This is a genomic window from Candidatus Peregrinibacteria bacterium (assembly GCA_016699755.1).
Taxonomy (GTDB): domain Bacteria; phylum Patescibacteriota; class Gracilibacteria; order CAIRYL01.
On record CP065009.1, the window covers coordinates 297,467 to 314,036 of the forward strand.

The 16,570-nt window shown below is 40.5% G+C and carries 14 protein-coding genes; 9 read left to right on the forward strand and 5 right to left on the reverse strand.

Annotated elements, in window-relative coordinates:
- Positions 1-493 precede the first annotated feature (493 nt).
- From IPN35_01310 to IPN35_01320, 3 genes are read left to right on the forward strand one after another with little or no spacing between them, the layout of a single operon-like run.
- Positions 494-1,537 carry a polysaccharide pyruvyl transferase family protein gene (locus IPN35_01310; GenBank protein ID QQS59512.1) on the forward strand — a complete coding sequence of 348 codons (1,044 nt, stop codon included), beginning with the start codon at positions 494-496 and terminating at the stop codon, positions 1,535-1,537.
- Positions 1,534-2,559 carry a hypothetical protein gene (locus IPN35_01315; GenBank protein ID QQS59513.1) on the forward strand — a complete coding sequence of 342 codons (1,026 nt, stop codon included), beginning with the start codon at positions 1,534-1,536 and terminating at the stop codon, positions 2,557-2,559. The genes IPN35_01310 and IPN35_01315 overlap by 4 nt, the downstream gene beginning before the upstream one ends.
- A gap of 60 nt (positions 2,560-2,619) precedes the next feature.
- Positions 2,620-3,504: a tetratricopeptide repeat protein gene (locus tag IPN35_01320; GenBank protein ID QQS59514.1), complete on the forward strand. Its 885-nt coding sequence runs from the start codon at positions 2,620-2,622 to the stop codon at positions 3,502-3,504.
- A 20-nt stretch (positions 3,505-3,524) separates the two neighbouring features.
- Here IPN35_01320 and recF read toward each other — a convergent pair whose 3' ends face one another.
- Positions 3,525-4,610 carry a DNA replication and repair protein RecF gene (recF, locus tag IPN35_01325; GenBank protein ID QQS59515.1) on the reverse strand — a complete coding sequence of 362 codons (1,086 nt, stop codon included), beginning with the start codon at positions 4,608-4,610 and terminating at the stop codon, positions 3,525-3,527.
- A 24-nt stretch (positions 4,611-4,634) separates the two neighbouring features.
- On the reverse strand, positions 4,635-5,120 hold the full coding sequence (locus IPN35_01330) for a hypothetical protein (protein ID QQS59516.1): 486 nt from the start codon (positions 5,118-5,120) through the stop codon (positions 4,635-4,637).
- Between the two features lie 57 nt (positions 5,121-5,177).
- On the opposite strand from IPN35_01330, the gene IPN35_01335 reads away from it, so the two are divergent.
- Positions 5,178-6,020 (forward strand): sugar nucleotide-binding protein, encoded by an 843-nt coding sequence (locus tag IPN35_01335; protein ID QQS59517.1) that lies wholly within the window; start codon positions 5,178-5,180, stop codon positions 6,018-6,020.
- Here the strand turns inward: IPN35_01335 and IPN35_01340 are convergent.
- Positions 6,017-6,244, reverse strand: coding sequence for a hypothetical protein (locus tag IPN35_01340; protein QQS59518.1), 228 nt, complete (start codon positions 6,242-6,244; stop codon positions 6,017-6,019). The genes IPN35_01335 and IPN35_01340 overlap by 4 nt on opposite strands.
- A 270-nt stretch (positions 6,245-6,514) precedes the next feature.
- On the opposite strand from IPN35_01340, the gene IPN35_01345 reads away from it, so the two are divergent.
- Positions 6,515-10,771 carry a GNAT family N-acetyltransferase gene (locus IPN35_01345; protein QQS59519.1) on the forward strand — a complete coding sequence of 1,419 codons (4,257 nt, stop codon included), beginning with the start codon at positions 6,515-6,517 and terminating at the stop codon, positions 10,769-10,771.
- A gap of 89 nt (positions 10,772-10,860) precedes the next feature.
- Here the strand turns inward: IPN35_01345 and IPN35_01350 are convergent, their stop codons facing one another.
- Entirely contained in the window at positions 10,861-11,517 is a 657-nt protein-coding gene (locus tag IPN35_01350; protein QQS59520.1) for a putative metal-binding motif-containing protein, read from the reverse strand.
- A gap of 145 nt (positions 11,518-11,662) precedes the next feature.
- On the opposite strand from IPN35_01350, the gene infB reads away from it, so the two are divergent.
- The 3 genes from infB (at position 11,663) to IPN35_01365 (ending at position 15,356) form a co-directional block, all read left to right on the forward strand.
- Positions 11,663-14,014, forward strand: coding sequence for a translation initiation factor IF-2 (gene infB / locus IPN35_01355; protein QQS59521.1), 2,352 nt, complete (start codon positions 11,663-11,665; stop codon positions 14,012-14,014).
- A gap of 491 nt (positions 14,015-14,505) precedes the next feature.
- The gene (locus IPN35_01360; GenBank protein QQS59522.1) at positions 14,506-14,826 is read left to right on the forward strand and encodes a hypothetical protein; all 321 of its coding nucleotides are present in this window, start codon (positions 14,506-14,508) and stop codon (positions 14,824-14,826) included.
- 2 nt (positions 14,827-14,828) lie between these two features.
- On the forward strand, positions 14,829-15,356 hold the full coding sequence (locus IPN35_01365) for a hypothetical protein (GenBank protein ID QQS59523.1): 528 nt from the start codon (positions 14,829-14,831) through the stop codon (positions 15,354-15,356).
- Here the strand turns inward: IPN35_01365 and IPN35_01370 are convergent.
- Positions 15,340-15,636, reverse strand: coding sequence for a hypothetical protein (locus IPN35_01370; GenBank protein QQS59524.1), 297 nt, complete (start codon positions 15,634-15,636; stop codon positions 15,340-15,342). The genes IPN35_01365 and IPN35_01370 overlap by 17 nt on opposite strands.
- Before the next feature lie 192 nt (positions 15,637-15,828).
- On the opposite strand from IPN35_01370, the gene IPN35_01375 reads away from it, so the two are divergent.
- A complete protein-coding gene (locus IPN35_01375) occupies positions 15,829-16,563 on the forward strand; it encodes a hypothetical protein (protein QQS59525.1) in 735 nt (244 codons plus the stop codon).
- Positions 16,564-16,570: the final 7 nt, after the last annotated feature.

Below are 16,570 nucleotides of genomic sequence, written 5' to 3' on the forward strand. Positions count from 1 at the left end.
TTTATCTTGGAAAGGTATCACGTTGAGTCATTGCTTGTTTCTAAACTTATACGAAAGTATCCGAGGAAAATAAAAGCTCTTTTTTTGATGAGAACTCATGAATCTCAGTGTCTTTTTGATATTCAGAAAAGTACAGCTCCAAATGATTGGATATTGGCTAGAAAAAATACAAGAGGAGCGTATTCCAAGATCGCCAAAATGATTTGTGAATATGGAAAATTTTTCCAAAAAGAATGCGAAAAATAGAGTCTTCCGTTTTATAATATAGATAGTGATTTGACATTTTAGATGAAAGAATCTGTTGATTATTTCTTAGAGGCATGAGTTGTATCCTGATTTGTGCATAATATCCAATTCGGTGTGGATAAGCTTCTTGCTCTCATATCTGAAGCAGGGTTGTTCCCCTAAGACAATATCGAGGTAACAACTGCGTAAAAACGAACAAAGCATAAGTTTTTGTCTTGTGTTACTCTTTTTCTGACTCTTTTTTTCTATGCCACCTCAAAAAACCATTCTTCTCTTTGGAAACTATGGGGGGCAAAACAGGGGAGATGAAGCGATTCTTTCGGGGTTTATTCATCTTTTTCCAAAAGATCATTTTCGAATAGTGGTGTTTTCTTCTCATCCCCAAAAAACAACGAAGGATCATGGCGTAGAATCTTTTCCTTTTCCACCATTTGGGCTTCGCTCACTCTTTCGTCCGTCTTCCTATTCTTTTTTTCGTCCGCTGAGGCAGGCAAGTATTGTGTTTTTTGGTGGTGGTGGGCTTTTTCAAGATCGTGAACCTTTTGCAGTTCTCTTGTGGTCATACTTTTTGTTTCTTGTTCGCTGTTTTGCAAAACGGAATACGAAAGTTCTTTTGGTTGGAAATTCCTTTGGTCCACTTCGATTTTTTTTCTCGCGTTTTCTCGTTCGTAAAGTGCTTCGAAATATTCGTTTTTTCTCTGTTCGAGATACCGAGTCTAAAGAACTTCTTCAGAAAATAGCGCATCCAAATGCTATTATTGAGCAGGCAACTGATTTTGCATTTGTACTTCCAAAACCGAGGTCTTTGAAAAGTCGAAAGGGAACCATTTTGGCTCTTCGGGGAGATGGGAATATCTCTCCAGAAAGAATACAAAAAGTGTTCAATATTCTTCCAAAACCAGTTAGTGTCATTGCTATGGACGAAATTGATCAGAAGTTTGCAGAGCGACTAGGCGTTCCAGTGGTGAATCCAAAAAATACTGCGGAGCTTCTTCATGTATTTTCTCAGGCGAAATGTGTTGTTACTTCTCGTCTTCATGGGGGAATTTTATCGCTTATTGCAGAAACATCGTTTCTTATCTTTTCCTCTGCTCCAAAAATTAACAGTTTTTTCTCTGATCGGAATCTTGCCGAACTTGTTCTTTCTGAAAAAGCTTCTCCGTTTATTATCCGAAAAAAAATAAAAACAGTTCTCTCTTCTTCAGAAAAATGGCAAAAAGAGTTTCGACGTGTTCGAAAAGAAGAGCATCAAAAAAAAAGCCTTCTTTTTCCCCTTTTTCTCCAAAAATGATCCACGGCACACCGATTGTTGGTCAGGAAAAAACGCTTGAAAAGTTGAAACGAATCCTTGCAAGAAAGCATCTTCCAAATGCCCTTCTTCTTTGGGGTCCGGCAGGAACCGGAAAGTTTCGTATGGTGCGAGAAATGGCAAAACTTCTCTTTGCAGATTATCCGAGTGAATTACGAGAAATCCAAAAAAATTGTTCCCGAAATGTTGTTTCTATAGGAGATCTTTGGCAAGCGGATCGTTTAACCGATTGGGATGTTATCTCGAAAACTTCTAATTTTAATCAACGCCATCGGCAGGGGACGGAAGGGGAGGTGGCAAAAAAAACTGATTCGATTGGTGTTCAGGATATTGCTTCCTTTTTGGAACCACTTTTTCTTCGTGACCAATACGATCGGAAAGTTGGTATTATTCGTGATGCCGAACGCATGACAAATGAAGCGGCAAATGCACTTTTAAAAACTCTTGAAGAACCTCCTCAGGGTCTTGTTTTCTTTCTTACGACATCGCATTTTCAAAAACTTCCTCAGACTATTGTTTCTCGATGTGAGATGATTCCGGTTCCTCTTGCTTCTCGGGACACGCTTCAGAATTACATGAAATCCGTTGCTCTTTCAGAAGATTCTGCGGAAGAAATGGTGACCATTGCACAAGGGCGAGGGGAATATTTGATAAAACTCCTCAATGATTCTCACTTTTTTGAGCAGGAGCAAGAGCAGTTTCAGGAGATTGCTCGCATTCTTTCTGAACGAAAAAGCGGAAAGCGTTTGAAGTGGGCGACACACTTTTCCTTTCCAGAGCACGCGCATAAAGCGACACTTTTCCTCGAAAATTTTCAACGTTTTCTTCGGAGTTTACTTCTTGAAAAAATTCGACAGAAAAAGGAATTTCCCCTTTCTGAAAACATTCTCTTTTCTGATATTTTGCGAATATACTCCCTTCTTCAGGAAACAGAAAAAGGACTCTCTGGAAACGCAAATAAAAAACTTCTCTTTGAGTCTTTTTTTCTTTCTCTTTTCCCATAATAAAATCTCGACTTTTTTTTGAGAAACCGGAAGAATGGGGAAAGGTTTTTCAGAACATTCATGGCAATTACCATTGGTTTTTGGCTTTTCTACCTTTCGGTGTTTGGCATGCTAATTCTCTCTGTTTCCAGAGTGGGAATGGTATTATTCTCAAAGATACTTCCACATTTTCAGCGAGTACGAGCGGTGACTCAGGTACGCAAAAAGATACAACTTTCAACACCTGCTCCTGATGAAATTTCTGAGGAAGAAAAAGAAGTTTCGGAAAAAACTCTTCAAGATGTACCTCTGTCAAATGAGGAGGCGGTAACGGAAGATGTGGAAGAAAAGACATCTCAAAAATCCTCCGAGAAAAAAGATGTTGTTCCACAAGAAATATATACCCTCCTTCATCGTGCAGAGGCTCTTATTTCTCGCAAGGAATATGAGGAGGCAAAACGAATGCTTATCAAAATACTCTCTTGGGATGATGATCATGCGGGGGCAAATGAGCATCTTGCGTTTGTGTATTTGCAAACAGGAGAGTACTCACGTGCCGAAAATATTTTTCGAAAAGTTATCGAGACTCGACCAAGGGATCCATCACTTCTTACGAATTTTGCCCTTTCTGTTTTTCATCAAAACAAGTCATCGGAAGAAATGGATGAGTCTCTTTTGGCGCTTCGACGTGCGGCAGAGATTGATTCTAAAAATCCAGTTCGGTTTGCCAACCTTGGACAATCACTTTTTTCGGCGGGAGACATTGTTTCTGCTGCAGAATCATTTGAGAAAGCGCTTCGCTTTTCTCCGCGAAATATTGAATACCTCTTTTTTTTGGCAGACAGCTATCTTATGCTTGAGCGTTTTGCGGAAGCAAAACAGGTATTTTCTAAAATTCTCGATATTTCTCCACTCAATGAAGATGCTCGTCGAGAGCATGAGGAGTTGCGTAAGAAAGGGTTTTAATGGGAAAAACGATAAGGGGCTTATAGTTCCAATACTGGGAAATCAATACCCTCCCATTCTTTTTGTGGAATGTCTGTGGCGGTAATAATGGTTTGCTGTTTTTTGATGAATTCAAAAAGATGTCCTCGTCGCTGTTCATCAAGCTCCGAAAAAACATCATCCAAAAGAAGAATGGGACGTATGCTAGAAATCTCTTCTGCATACTCTATTTCTGCCATTTTGAGTGAAATAAGTGCGCTACGTACCTCTCCGCGAGATCCAGCTTCTGAGAGAGGTTGTTCTCGAAGAAGAAACGAAAAATCATCTACATGTGCGCCTATGCTAGTGGCTCCCCGACAAATGTCTTTCTGTTGATGCTTTTTGAGTTTCTGGAGTGTTTCCGAACGAGAGCTTGGATGAAAGATAATCTGAAAATTATCTTGTTTTCCAGAAATGGTTTGATAGTTTTTTGAAAGAGATTTTTGGAGTGACGTAAAAAGCTTTTCCCTTGTTTTACTGATTTCTTCTGAACTTTTTGCAAATTCTTCATCGTAAAAACCCAATTCTTCCGCCGACGCTTTCCCTTCTCCAATTCTCTTTAAGAGCGCATTTCGAGAAAAGAGAATTTTTTCAAAGCGATGTAAAAGCGAAAGATGTTCAGGGAAAAGTGGAGAAAGAAAACGATTAAGGTATTTTCTTCTCATAAGTGGTGAGACAAAGGGGAGTAACAGATCGTCTGGAGAAAAGAGGGTGACCAAAAAGTTTTTCTTCCGAAGAATTTCAGATGTTCCCATAAGGACATCATTTCGTCGAAAGGCAGTTTTTCGGATTGGCGCAATTTGCCAGCGATAGAGGAGATTTTCCTTTTCTGTTGTTCCTTCTATCTCCATCCATTCTTGTTCTTGTTCTATAATGGGGGCAATGTTTGTTGATCGGAACGATTTTGTAAGAGAGAGGAGCGAGAGCGCCTCAAGAATACTTGTTTTTCCAGAGCCATTTCTTCCCACAATAAGCATCCCTTTTTTCGGAATATCGTATGAAAAAGAGGTGTGGTTTCGAAAGTGTTGAAGGTGAAGATGGGTGAGCATTTTTTCTATTGATTTCTCATAAAATGTTGTAAAAGCCATTCCCTTTTTCGGGGGGGAATTTCTTTAATCCTCGAGCATTGCCTTTGCCCATTCTCGCATGAGGTGCTTCAGGCGATATTCATAAAACTTTTGACAAACGAATCCAACGAGTCCCCCGAGGAGCGCAGAAGTCGCGACCAGAAAAATGAGGCGGATGGATGTATCTTTTTGAAAGAAAAAAAGCCCAAGTATACAAATAAGAAATCCGATAGAAAGGGGGATCATCCAATATTTTCTTTGTTCATCTGTCACAGGAAGGTCTTTTGTGCGAGCAAGTTTTAAAATGGTATTTGTTTCAAGGATAATTTCTTCACGCCCATTTTTCGAAAGGATTTCACTAATATCTTTTGTACGAACGGTTTCTGCAATTTCTTCGAGCGAAACAGCCGCATATTTACTGCTAATGGTCATCTTCCCAGAGAGGTCGTTTGGAAGAGAAATTGGTTCTAAATGAATCGGTTCTTTTCCCCCAAGATCAATGGGACGAATGCGAAAAGGAATCTGTTGCATGGGAAAAGCTCCAAAATATGCAGAAAAATCCTCGCATATTTTCGAAAAAAAGGCAAAATGGGAACTATGAAAAAAGTACTTCTCTTTGGGTCACAAGGGCTTCTTGGACAAAGTCTGTTTGAAAGATTGTCTCAAGAATCGAATATCCAGTTGGTGCCACTCTCGCGTTTTAATTACGACCTCTTTTTTCCTGAGGAAATTTTTCGCGCTCTCGATGATCATACGCCGGATATTCTCTTGAATGCTGTTGCTTTTGCGAATGTTGATGCGGCAGAAAAACCAGAAAACGAAAATGAAGTCTTTTATCTGAATGCTGATTTTCCCAAACTTCTCGCAGAGGAGTCGCACAAGAGAAAAATATCTCTCATCCATTTTTCTACCGATTTCGTCTTTTCTGGAGAAGGAGATTTTTACGATGAGCAATCTCTTCCCGATCCAATAAATATATATGGGGCTTCGAAAGTAGAAGGAGAAGAGGGGATTTGGGAAAACACTGAGAATGCTCTTGTTATTCGCACGAGTCGACTTTATGGAAAGGGAAAGGAAAATTTTGTTTCAAAAATCGTACATCTAGCAAAGCGAAATAAACCCATTTCTGCTCTTTTTGATGAACAAGGAAATTTTACGTTTACGGATGATTTGGCAAATCGCATTGCGGAATTTCTTAAACGAGAAGCCCTTCCAGTAGGAACTCTTCATGTGGCAGGAGAAGAAATGGCTTCACCAGCAAAAGTGGCACGAGAAATTGTTCGCCTTACGAATTCACAATCTGTGGTCACCGAAATTTCCTCCGATTCTCTCAGTCGTCCTGCACCAAGACCAAAGCATCCAAAATTGGTGAGTTGTCGAGAAAACATGCTCCTCGGTTTTCGTGATGCGTTGCCGAGATTTTTGGCTTAGTGGATTTCTTGGAAAGAGTCAGCCGGTATATCAAGAATTTTTCCATTTATAAGAAGAGGAATAGTGTTTTCTAACGGAAGTAGAAGTCCTCGTATTTCTCTTATTCGCTGTCCGTTTTTTTCTGAAGTTACAATGATGATATCGTGTACATTTTCGTCCTTTTCATCTTGGAACGAGAGTGCAAATTGTATCACTTTCTCTGGAAATGCCTTGGCATTCTTCATTATGTTTGATAAAAAAGGAGGCTACTTTATTGCTTTTCTTTTTTTTTATCAAGCGTATAATTCCAACCGTAAAAGGCGTTTGACTTTGGAAATCACCAGAGGAGCTGCGGGAAGAAAATCCATCTCGGATGAGTAGAACCCACCAAAATCGGTTTGTTATTACCGAAAAGAAAGTGTTTCGTATCTCTACGAAAAACCAGGGTGGTACCGCCCTTTCCCATAAAAAGGGTCCCTGGAAGGCAGAAATTCTGTTTTCCTATTTTTGTGTATATGTCCTCATTCCAGCCCGTTGATCCAAAAGCATCGTTTCCAAAGCTTGAAGAAGAAATCCTTGCCTTTTGGAAAGAGAACAATTCTTTTCGAAAATCTTTAGAAAATCGGGAAAATGCTCCACTCTACACCTTTAACGATGGTCCACCGTTTGCGACCGGTCTGCCACACTATGGGCATATTATTGCGGGAACGATAAAAGATGTTATTCCACGCTACCAAACGATGCGAGGGAAATATGTTCCACGTCGTTTCGGGTGGGATTGCCATGGGGTTCCTGTGGAACACGAAATGGAGAAACAGCTGGGCTTTAAAAACCGAGATGATATTGAGGAATATGGTGTTCAAAATTTTTGCGAGGCATGCCGAGGAATTGTACTCAAATACACTTCGGAATGGGAAAAATCGGTGGAACGAATGGGACGTTGGGTTGATTTTAAAAACGATTATAAAACCATGGACCCTGAGTACATGGAAAAAATTATTGGGGTGTTTGGAAAACTCTGGGATAAAGGAATGATTTATGAAGGAAAAAAAGTGGTGGCGTATTCGCCAAAACTTGCTTCGACATTGAGCAACTTTGAGGCGAATTTGAATTACAAAGACATTGATGATCCGGCGGTAACAGTAAAATTTGAGTTGGAAGAAGAGCCAAATACTTATTTTCTCGCATGGACAACCACTCCATGGACACTTCCAAGCAATTTGGGGCTTTGTGTTCATCCAGAATTGGAATATGTACGATTTGAAATTCAAAGTGATAACGAGGATTTGCAAAAGAGATTTGGACTAAAAAAAGGTGATCGTTACATAGTAGCAAAGGGAATTTTTGAAAGAGCACGTGATGAACAAATAGGGTTGCTACGTGATCTTTTTCTTTATCAAGAAACTGGAGAATTTGAAGCATCCTATCGGGATCCGCTTGTGATTCAAACGTTAAAGGGCTCCAATCTTATTGGAAAACACTATAAATCGCTTTTTCCATTTCTCAAAGATCTTCACGGAAAAGGCAATCTCGATTTCTCAAGCGCCTTTCAGGTGTTTGGTGACGATTTTGTCTCCGATGCCGAGGGAACAGGAATCGTTCACCTTGCGCCAACTGGAGAAGACGATGCACGTATTCTTACAGCGAACAAGGTTCCGCTTATTTATCCATTCACCGAAACGTGTTATTTTGACGAAACTATTCCACCGCTTGCCGGAAAGTATTTTCGGGTTGATCCGGTAGTAGAAGGCTCAAAAGAAGATAATGCAAACGATTGGGTTATTGATGCTCTCAAAGAATCTGGAAAATTAATGAAGCGCGAGCAGATTCGGCACAGCTATCCACACTGTTGGCGAACGGATTGTGCGCTTATGTATCGCGGTATTCACACGTTTTTTGTGGATGTGCAATCCATTAAATCGAAGATGCTCAAAAATAATGAAGACATTCATTGGGTTCCTGATCATATTCAGCATGGTCGATTTGGAAAAATTCTCGAAAATGCACCCGATTGGGCGATTTCTCGAAGTCGTTATTGGGGTGCACCAATTCCGGTATGGAAATGTGAATTGTGTCAAAAACGGGAGGTGGCAAATTCTGTTGAAGAAATTGCGAAAAAAGCAAAAAAGAACGGAACCCTTTTTGTCGCTCGACATGGTGAGGCAAGCCATAATGTTCGGAGAATTGTTTCTTGTGTTCAAGACGATTCTGTTTCGCTCACCGATGAGGGGAGAAAACAGGCAGAAAAGCTCGCTGAGAAGATTCAATCTGAAAATATAGAATATATTTTTTGTTCGCCATTACACCGAACACGGCAAACAGCGGAGATCATTAAAAAGTATGCCAACATTCCGGTGGAAATTGTGATAGATAACCGTTTGCGAGAAATAGATTTTGGCATAATGGAGGGAAAAACAGCAGAAGAATGGAAGTCACAGTTTTCCACCGTTTCTGAGAGATATTCCACAAATCCCCATGGCGGAGAGACCTCTGCAGAGGTTGTGGAACGAACTTTTGAGTTTCTTTCGGAAGTTCGAACAAAATATGTGAACAATAAAGTTCTTATCATTACTCATGGAGAGCTTGTACGGCATTTTCAACAATATTTTTGGAGTGCTTCTGGAGAGCCGCTCACCCTTAATCCCCCAGAAACAGGAAGTCTTTTTGAGTTTTCTTTTTCTGCTCGTCCAGAAAATTCCAATGGTGAGATTGATCTTCACCGTCCCTATATCGATAAAATCGTTTTTAACTGTGCATGTGGAGGAGAAATGCATCGCGTTCCAGATGTGCTCGATTGCTGGTTTGAAAGCGGATCAATGCCATACGCGAGTGTTAGTAGTGAGGAGTATCAGAAGGGGGGCTCATTAAAAATGAAACCTGCTGAGACTCCAGAGGAATTTCATCAGTATCACCAAATTCGGAAAAAAGAGATTTTTGATCGATATCATCCAGATATTGTATATGACTTTGATCATCCGGATGAAAAAGATCTCGAGAGTCATCCTTTTGTTCTTATTTTTCAAGAAGAAATTATTGGAACCCTTCGCCTCGATGAGCTTGATGGTGAAACAATTGCTCTCCGTGTATTTGCTATTTCCGAAAAATATCAAAATCAAAGATTTGGAAGACAAACATTAGATCTTGTGGAGCAATTTGCAAGGGAGAAAGGGTGTTATAGGATTGTTCTTAATGCAAATTGTAATGCCATCTCTTTTTATGAGAGATGTGGATATAAAAAAGGATTTTGGGAAGGCGATAGTACTTCTGGGGCAATCCCAATGGGAAAAAATATTTCTTTAAAAAAAGGATTTCCTGCCGATTTTATTGCCGAAGGTCTCGATCAAACTCGCGGATGGTTTTATACACTTCATGTTCTTGCGAATGCGCTTTACGATTCTCCTGCGTTTCGAAATGTGATTGTGAACGGTATTATTTTGGCGGAAGATGGGCAGAAGATGAGTAAATCGAAAAAGAATTATCCTGATCCTCAGATTATTTTTGATAAATTTGGAGCAGACGCCATGCGGTTTTATCTTCTCAGTTCTCCTGCGGTTCGTGCCGAAGATCTTCGCTTTTCTGAAAATGGGGTAGAAGAAGTAGTGCGAAAGGTTCTTTTGCCACTCTGGAACGCCTATTCCTTTTTTGTGACCTACGCAAATATCGATTCTTGGACACCAGATGAAACCTTCAAAAAAAGTGATCACCTGCTCGATAAATGGGTGCTCTCGGAGCTTTCTGCCTTTATTCGTGATGTGCAAAATGCTTTTGACGCGTATGAGCTCGATAGTGCCTGCCGAAAAATTCCAGAGTTTCTCGAAAAACTGACAAATTTTTACATTCGCCGAAGTCGTCGTCGATTCTGGAAATCAGAAACCGATGACGATAAAAATGCTGCATTTCAAACGCTGTTTACCGTTCTTACGGAAACAGTAAAAGTTATTGCGCCCGCTATGCCATTTATATCGGAAGCAATTTGGCAAAATCTTCGACAGAAAAATAACGTATCTTCGGTGCATCATTCGGATTTTCCAAATGCCGATGCATTTCCAGAAGATCGGGAGCTCGTGGAATCTCTCTCTGCAGTGCGTACTATTGTTTCACTGGCGTTGGCACTTCGTGCGCGCGAGAAGCAAAGAGTTCGTCAACCGCTTGCGCTTCTTAAAGTGGCGCTTCCGTCACGGTTCTCATCTGATATTCTTACGAAATACGAAGATATTCTTCTTGAAGAAGTGAATGTAAAAAAAGTGGAAGCAGTGCAAAACCCAGAGGAAATAGCGGAAAAATTTGCCAAACCCGATGCGCGAAAAATTGGTCCGAAATACGGAAAGGAGGTTCAGGAAATTATCCGTGAAGCAAAAAGCGGAAACTTTATCGAGCATGAAGATGGTTCGTGCACGGTTGCTGAAAAATGGGAACTTACTGCGGAAGAAATTGAGATTGGCTTTTTGGGAAAAGAGGGGCTTTCTGCTCTTTCCGAAGCAGGAATTGTGGTGGCACTCGATACTATTGTTACACCAGATCTTTTACTGGAGGGGCACGCACGCGAACTCATTCGTAATATTCAAGAGCTTCGTAAAGAAGCGGAGTATGATATTTCCGACCGTATTTTACTCGGCATCTCTGGCGCAGATGATATTCTTGCTCTTTTTGGCGAAATGATCGCTACGGAAACATTAGCGACGGAAATTTTGAAAGAAATTCCCTCTGCTGATATTGAAAAAACGATTTCGCTTGAAGGGAAAGATATCCATCTTTCATTATTATGGAAGTAGGGATATTTCGTGATCTGCCATATAGGATGAACATAAAAAACCCCTTCTAAATAGGAGGGGTTTTCGAAAACTTATTACAAATTAAGTTCTTAAATATTGGTGAAATAATCCATAACGAATCCAATAAGACCCGCAGCGAGTACTCCAACAAGCACTCCAATAATTGCTCCAAGCATGGCTTTTCGTGCTTTTCGAATTTTTTCATCATCTCCGGCAGCAGTGGCATACATAATACCACCCCAGATGAGAACGGCAGTAGAAACAGCTACAACAAGCCATCCGAGAAAGCTGATAATTTTTTCGACAAGCCCCATAACATCAAAGGAGTTCGCGCTATCATCAATACCATCACAGTTTTCGTCAATTCCATTGCTTGGAATTTCTGCTGCATTTGGATGGAACGCAGATCCTGAAAATGACCGACCACTATATTTGTTGGTATCAATAATTTCGCTAATTTCTGGGACTGTCAGCTGATGATCATCCCCAAGGGTGTCACATCCACGACCTTCACGAAGTGTTGGGCAGTCACAAATAGCGGGTTCGTACCCTTTTACACCAAAGAAATTATTTCCATCACAACGGTTTTCTACTTCGTGCCCTGCTCCTAACACTGTAAAAGTACTATCTGAAAAGTATCCGTCATGATCGCTATCGGTGAGTGAACACGTTGCCGCATGTGCAGGAATTATTCCAACTCCTACCACAAAAAAAGGGAGGAGAAGAGATATGATATATTTTTTCATGATTCTTTGGGAGAAGAAAACCAAGTTCTATTGTATCACAAGCCTCTTCCTCTGCGCAAATTTTCTCTTCTTCATGAGTGATGTTTTAAATGAATTTTAAAAAATTGATTGGAAAAGCCTGAGAAATATGAAAAGATGCTCTGGCATGGAAAAAACGATACGCGCCGCTGCCGTGGCGAAGCACATTGGCATTACTTCTCAGGATCTCCGAAAAATGCTTTCGGAAGTAAATTTTGGTGTAAAACCAAACGATCGCGAATTTCCCGAATCGCTTGCATCTGGTATTGTGCGTTTTGCGGCACGTCGTCTTAACAGAGAGATTCCGCCACTTCCTGTTCATTATGATGAGGAAGATGACGAAGAGGAGGAGGAAGAGAGAGAAGATGACGAAGAGGAGGAGCAAGAAGATTTGTTAGAGCCCAAAAAAGAGACAGCATTTGATCGACTGAATCGTCTTGCAAAAACTCCATCTCAACGAGAAGAGAAGAAGATTGATCAAGAAGTAAAACCTCCTTCAGAAGAGGTTGCTGTTCCTGCGAAAGAGCAATCAGCAAAAGTAACACCCGCTATTTTTCGAAAAATAGAGGTTTCCCCAGAAGAGGCGGCGGCGGCGAAAAAACGCCACGAGGAAGAAGTACAAAAGTCTAAAGAAGACCGAGAGCAAGAAGCACTCGAGAAAAAAGCCATGGAGCGCCGAAAAAAGCGTGGTCATGTGCTTGTCAAAAAAGAAGGAGAAGTAGAAATTCCTGCTACTATTTCTATAAAAGAGTTTTCCGAAAAAGTGGGAGTTCCCGCAGGAGAAATAATCTCTGTCCTCCTCAAAAATGGAGTTATGGTGACCATGACACAGACACTCGACTTTGATACCTATGCGATTATTGCGCCAGAAATTGATGTTCAGATTCGCAGGGCAGAAGAAACAGGAAGCGCTGAAGCGCTGAAGGGTCGAAATCTTTTGGAACTGTTGGCAGATGAAAAAGAAAATCTTGTTCCTCGTCCTCCAGTTATTGTTGTTATGGGGCATGTTGATCATGGAAAAACAAAGATTCTTGATGCCATTCGTCAAACAAAAGTAGCAGAAGGAGAAGCTGGTGGAATTACACAGCATATTGGTGCTTATCAAATTGAAAAAAAAGGTCATCTACTTACCTTTCTCGATACCCCCGGACATGAGGCATTTACTGCAATGCGTGCTCGTGGTGCAAAAACAGCGGATATCGCAATTCTCGTGGTTGCCGCAGATGAAGGTGTAAAACCACAAACTATTGAGGCAATTCACCATGCGCAGGAGGCGGGACTTCCCATTATTGTTGCCGTTAACAAAATTGACAAACCCGATGCAAATATTGAGAAGGTAAAAGGGGAGCTTGCGGTACACAGTCTTACTTCAGAAGATTGGGGTGGAGATACAGTGTTTGTTCCCGTTTCCGCTCTTCAAAATCAAGGAATTAGTGATCTTCTTGATATGGTTATTTTGCGATCTGAGTTTTTGGAGCTTACGGCAAACCCAAAACGCCTTGCTATAGGAACAATCATCGAATCAAATCTTGATCATTCTCTTGGTCCTGTGGCGACAATTTTAGTGAATACTGGAACACTCTCCGTGGGGAATGATTTTATTTTGGGTGAAGAGGGTGGACGCATAAAAACGATGCTCAATGATGAAGGAAAGAAAGTACAATTTGCTCTTCCTGGAATGCCGGTTCGTATTTCGGGTCTTTCGGAAGTTCCATCAACAGGGGAAATTTTGCAGGTGCTTCCCAATGCGAAGGCAGTTCGTGAGAAAAGAGAAGAACTCCGTTCCCTTCACGACGAAGAAAAGGCGGCAGGAGCGAGTTTGACTGAGATTATGGCAGGCTTACAGCAGGGATCTATAAAATTCCTGAAGCTCGTGCTCAAAACCGATACAGAAGGGTCGCTTGAGGCGGTACGACAAGCGATTGAAAAAATTGAAAGCAAAGAGGTTCGTCCAAAAATTATTCATGCGGCGGTCGGAGGGGTAACAGAGACAGATATTATGATGGCGGCGGCAAGTCAGGGAATTGTATTTGGCTTCCATGTTGCCGTTTCTCCAAGGGTGCGTCGTATTGCTGAGAAAGAAAAAGTGGAAGTACAAAACTATGAAATCATTTATCAGTTGGTAGATGACATTAGGCAAATTCTTTCAGGACTTTTGGAGCCAGAAGTGGTGGAAGAGGTGTTAGGACAAATTGACGTGAAGCAGATTTTCTACACAAAAAAGAAGATGATGATTGTAGGATGTCGCATTCGAAAAGGATATGCCGAAAATGGCGCTCTTGTTCGTATTTTTCGTGGCGAGAATCAAGAAGAGCCAGTGGGACAAGGAAAAATTGCTTCTTTGCAACATTTCGAAAAGAAAGTGCAAAAAATAGAAGAAAATCAAGATTGTGGTATTCAGTTTGAAGGAAAAATTTCCATAGAAGAAGGAGATCGCCTTGAGGTCTACAAGCTTGAAGAACGTATGCGAACACTCTAAAAAATCTTTAAGTGTAGAAAATGTATAGTGGATGATGTCTTTGTGGGCATATATCCTTTTCTCTTAATGGAGAGTCGAGCGATCCTCATCTTTGCTATTGTAAAATGTGTCAGAGTTGGTCGGAAGCGCCGGTTGTTGCATGGGTAATTTTTCCTCTTTCGTCTACTACCTATAAAGGTGAATAGTCAAAACTCTATCGCTCTTCACAAAATACACAGCGTTGATTTTGTCCTCACTGTGGGAGCGCTCTTTTTGCGCTAGGTGACGGAAGCGATATAATTTGTATGACGACTTCTGTTCTGAATGAGAAAGACACTATTTTTCCAAAACTTGAGAGTTTTCCTGAAAGCGCGCCGCATGTAAATGAGTACAATAAAGTCTTTTTTCAGAGTCGTTCCGAATTGAAAAAGAGTGTTTCATCTACCTGGAAAGGATAAAAATATATCTGAAAATCTAAAAACTCACTTTTGACAATTCTTTGTATCAAGAGGATGATGTGGATGATGAAACCTGTTCAGCTTCTTCATCTTCTCCGGCACGTAGAGCAAACGACAGTCTGTCCACAATGCAGTGCTTCTGTGTTACCGGAAAACGTCCATGTTCTCTCTTCTGTTGGAAATTCCGCCGTGCTTCAGCTTTCGTGTCCGCAGTGTCATCACGATTTTTTTGCAAATATTTTTCTTCATCATTCGGATGTGTATTCAGAACTTTCTTCTGAACAGGAAGGGGAAAGAGAAATCCTAGAGATGAATTATGCGCATGATGTTCTTTCTCGCGACGTTGTGAACGTATCAGAACTTTTTTCTTCTTAATCGTGAGATATACCCTCCTTCTCTTTTCACTTCTTCTTCTTTCTGCGTGTGCGTTGTTTCCTGATTCAGCGCAAGAAAAATTGACGATTGTGGGAGATCAAACAAAAGAAACACTCGGAAAGGGGAAGGAGGCCGCAAAAAAACTTGAAGTAAATGCTCTAAAAATTCGTGATGATGTTCAGCAAAAGGTAGGAGAATTTCAAAAAGCTGTTCGTGAAGTTCAAGAAGCGCAGGATGCAATTTCCACACTTCTTGGCTCAAATCAATCTTCCTCAGATGTTCCTTTTGATCTTTGTACTGTTGATGAAGATTGTATTCTTGTTTCCTATGAGGGGTGCTGTTCTTCAGTAATTTCGATAAATCGAAGTTTTGTTTCTAAATATAACGCCCATCCAGAATGGAGTGGAAAAAACAATACTCCTTCTTGTGTACAAGAGAGGTGTTTAGGAATGTTTGACGAAAATTCTCTTCCGGTGTGTCAGTCAGATGGAGATGGCAAGAAAAGGTGTGGTCTTATGCCCCCTCCATAACACTTGATTTTTGTTTTATCCCAAAAGAGCTTAGGAGTTTTACTGTCATGGAAAATCCAGTGAGAGCAAAAAGAATTTGCATTGCTCCAAAGAACATCAACACCAAGTAAAATGCCGGATGAAAAACGATCCCCAAAAAGATAAAAATAAAATTAGTCGCTCCACTTATTAAAAAAAGGAATCGTTCGATGTACCACTTATCGAGTGGCCAGTCGAATCCCTCTATGGGTTCAGTTGCTTTTTTTTCAACATCAGCAATAATTTCTGTTATTTTCTTCATTGTATTTTTGGAAAGACATTCTGTACTATATCATTTTTTTAGTGATTTTTAAATGCCAACAGTTGACATTTATTTTTTAAGGTATTAAAAGGGAATTCATATCAATTTTCTATGAAAAGAAATGGGAGTTCTCTCAGAAATCTTCTTCTATTTTCACTTCTTCTTTTTCTCTTGAGCTTCTTTTTGAGAGGAGTGTCATTGGGAGAGGAGGGTAATTTTCAAAAGAGTGCTAAAAATGGTGTTTTCGATTCCGTGCTCTTTTTTCATCAATTTCAACAGCAAATTCCTCTTTTTTCTGCTCTCTCTGGAGTTCGGGAGAGCTCAATTCTCGTTTCTGTTTTGAATAATGCAAATTTTTCTTCCGCTTTTTTGGGAGTTCAAGATTCAGTTAGTCTTTCTACTTTGCCACTTGAAAGCCCAGACATCTTTTCGGAAGAATTTGCTTTTCTACGGTCTGCGCAAAATCTTCTTCGACTTGATATTCGAAATGAAATTCTCTCTACTCCATATCGGACTAATCGTTTTCAGCGCTTAGAAACTGATTTTCAAACATCCTTATCTCGCGGAAACTATCTCTTCCAACGTTTACAACAACAAGAATCGCGCTTAAGATCTCTTTCTGAGTCTTCTCGACAAGAATCTGAGCAATTTCGAAAAGAATTTTCTCAACGTATGGAGGCACTTGATGCAAAAGGAGTTCAGCAGGCAATAACAAACTTTACGGATTCTGATAAAAATATTATCGAAAAGAACGCAGAGCTTGTTCGAATTATTCGTCTTGAAGAGCAAATTTCTCCGCTTCTTTCTGCTCTTCAGGTTCGTGAATCGGCGATGCTCAAAAATCGTGATGCCCTTCTTGCTGGAGTTCAAATGGATGCACAAACAGCTCGTTCCCTCGGACTCTTTTTTTCTGAATCAGAAAAATAATATATTT

What these genes read in the sequence shown, in the direction of transcription:
- infB (QQS59521.1), top strand. Translation starts at nt 11,663, where the DNA reads ATGGAAAAAACGATACGCGCCGCTGCCGTGGCGAAGCACATTGGCATT.
- IPN35_01345 (QQS59519.1), top strand. Translation starts at nt 6,515, where the DNA reads ATGTCCTCATTCCAGCCCGTTGATCCAAAAGCATCGTTTCCAAAGCTT.
- recF (QQS59515.1), bottom strand. Translation starts at nt 4,610, where the DNA reads ATGGCTTTTACAACATTTTATGAGAAATCAATAGAAAAAATGCTCACC.
- IPN35_01350 (QQS59520.1), bottom strand. Translation starts at nt 11,517, where the DNA reads ATGAAAAAATATATCATATCTCTTCTCCTCCCTTTTTTTGTGGTAGGA.
- IPN35_01340 (QQS59518.1), bottom strand. Translation starts at nt 6,244, where the DNA reads ATGAAGAATGCCAAGGCATTTCCAGAGAAAGTGATACAATTTGCACTC.
- IPN35_01330 (QQS59516.1), bottom strand. Translation starts at nt 5,120, where the DNA reads ATGCAACAGATTCCTTTTCGCATTCGTCCCATTGATCTTGGGGGAAAA.
- IPN35_01320 (QQS59514.1), top strand. Translation starts at nt 2,620, where the DNA reads ATGGCAATTACCATTGGTTTTTGGCTTTTCTACCTTTCGGTGTTTGGC.
- IPN35_01335 (QQS59517.1), top strand. Translation starts at nt 5,178, where the DNA reads ATGGGAACTATGAAAAAAGTACTTCTCTTTGGGTCACAAGGGCTTCTT.
- IPN35_01310 (QQS59512.1), top strand. Translation starts at nt 494, where the DNA reads ATGCCACCTCAAAAAACCATTCTTCTCTTTGGAAACTATGGGGGGCAA.
- IPN35_01315 (QQS59513.1), top strand. Translation starts at nt 1,534, where the DNA reads ATGATCCACGGCACACCGATTGTTGGTCAGGAAAAAACGCTTGAAAAG.
- IPN35_01370 (QQS59524.1), bottom strand. Translation starts at nt 15,636, where the DNA reads ATGAAGAAAATAACAGAAATTATTGCTGATGTTGAAAAAAAAGCAACT.
- IPN35_01360 (QQS59522.1), top strand. Translation starts at nt 14,506, where the DNA reads ATGATGTGGATGATGAAACCTGTTCAGCTTCTTCATCTTCTCCGGCAC.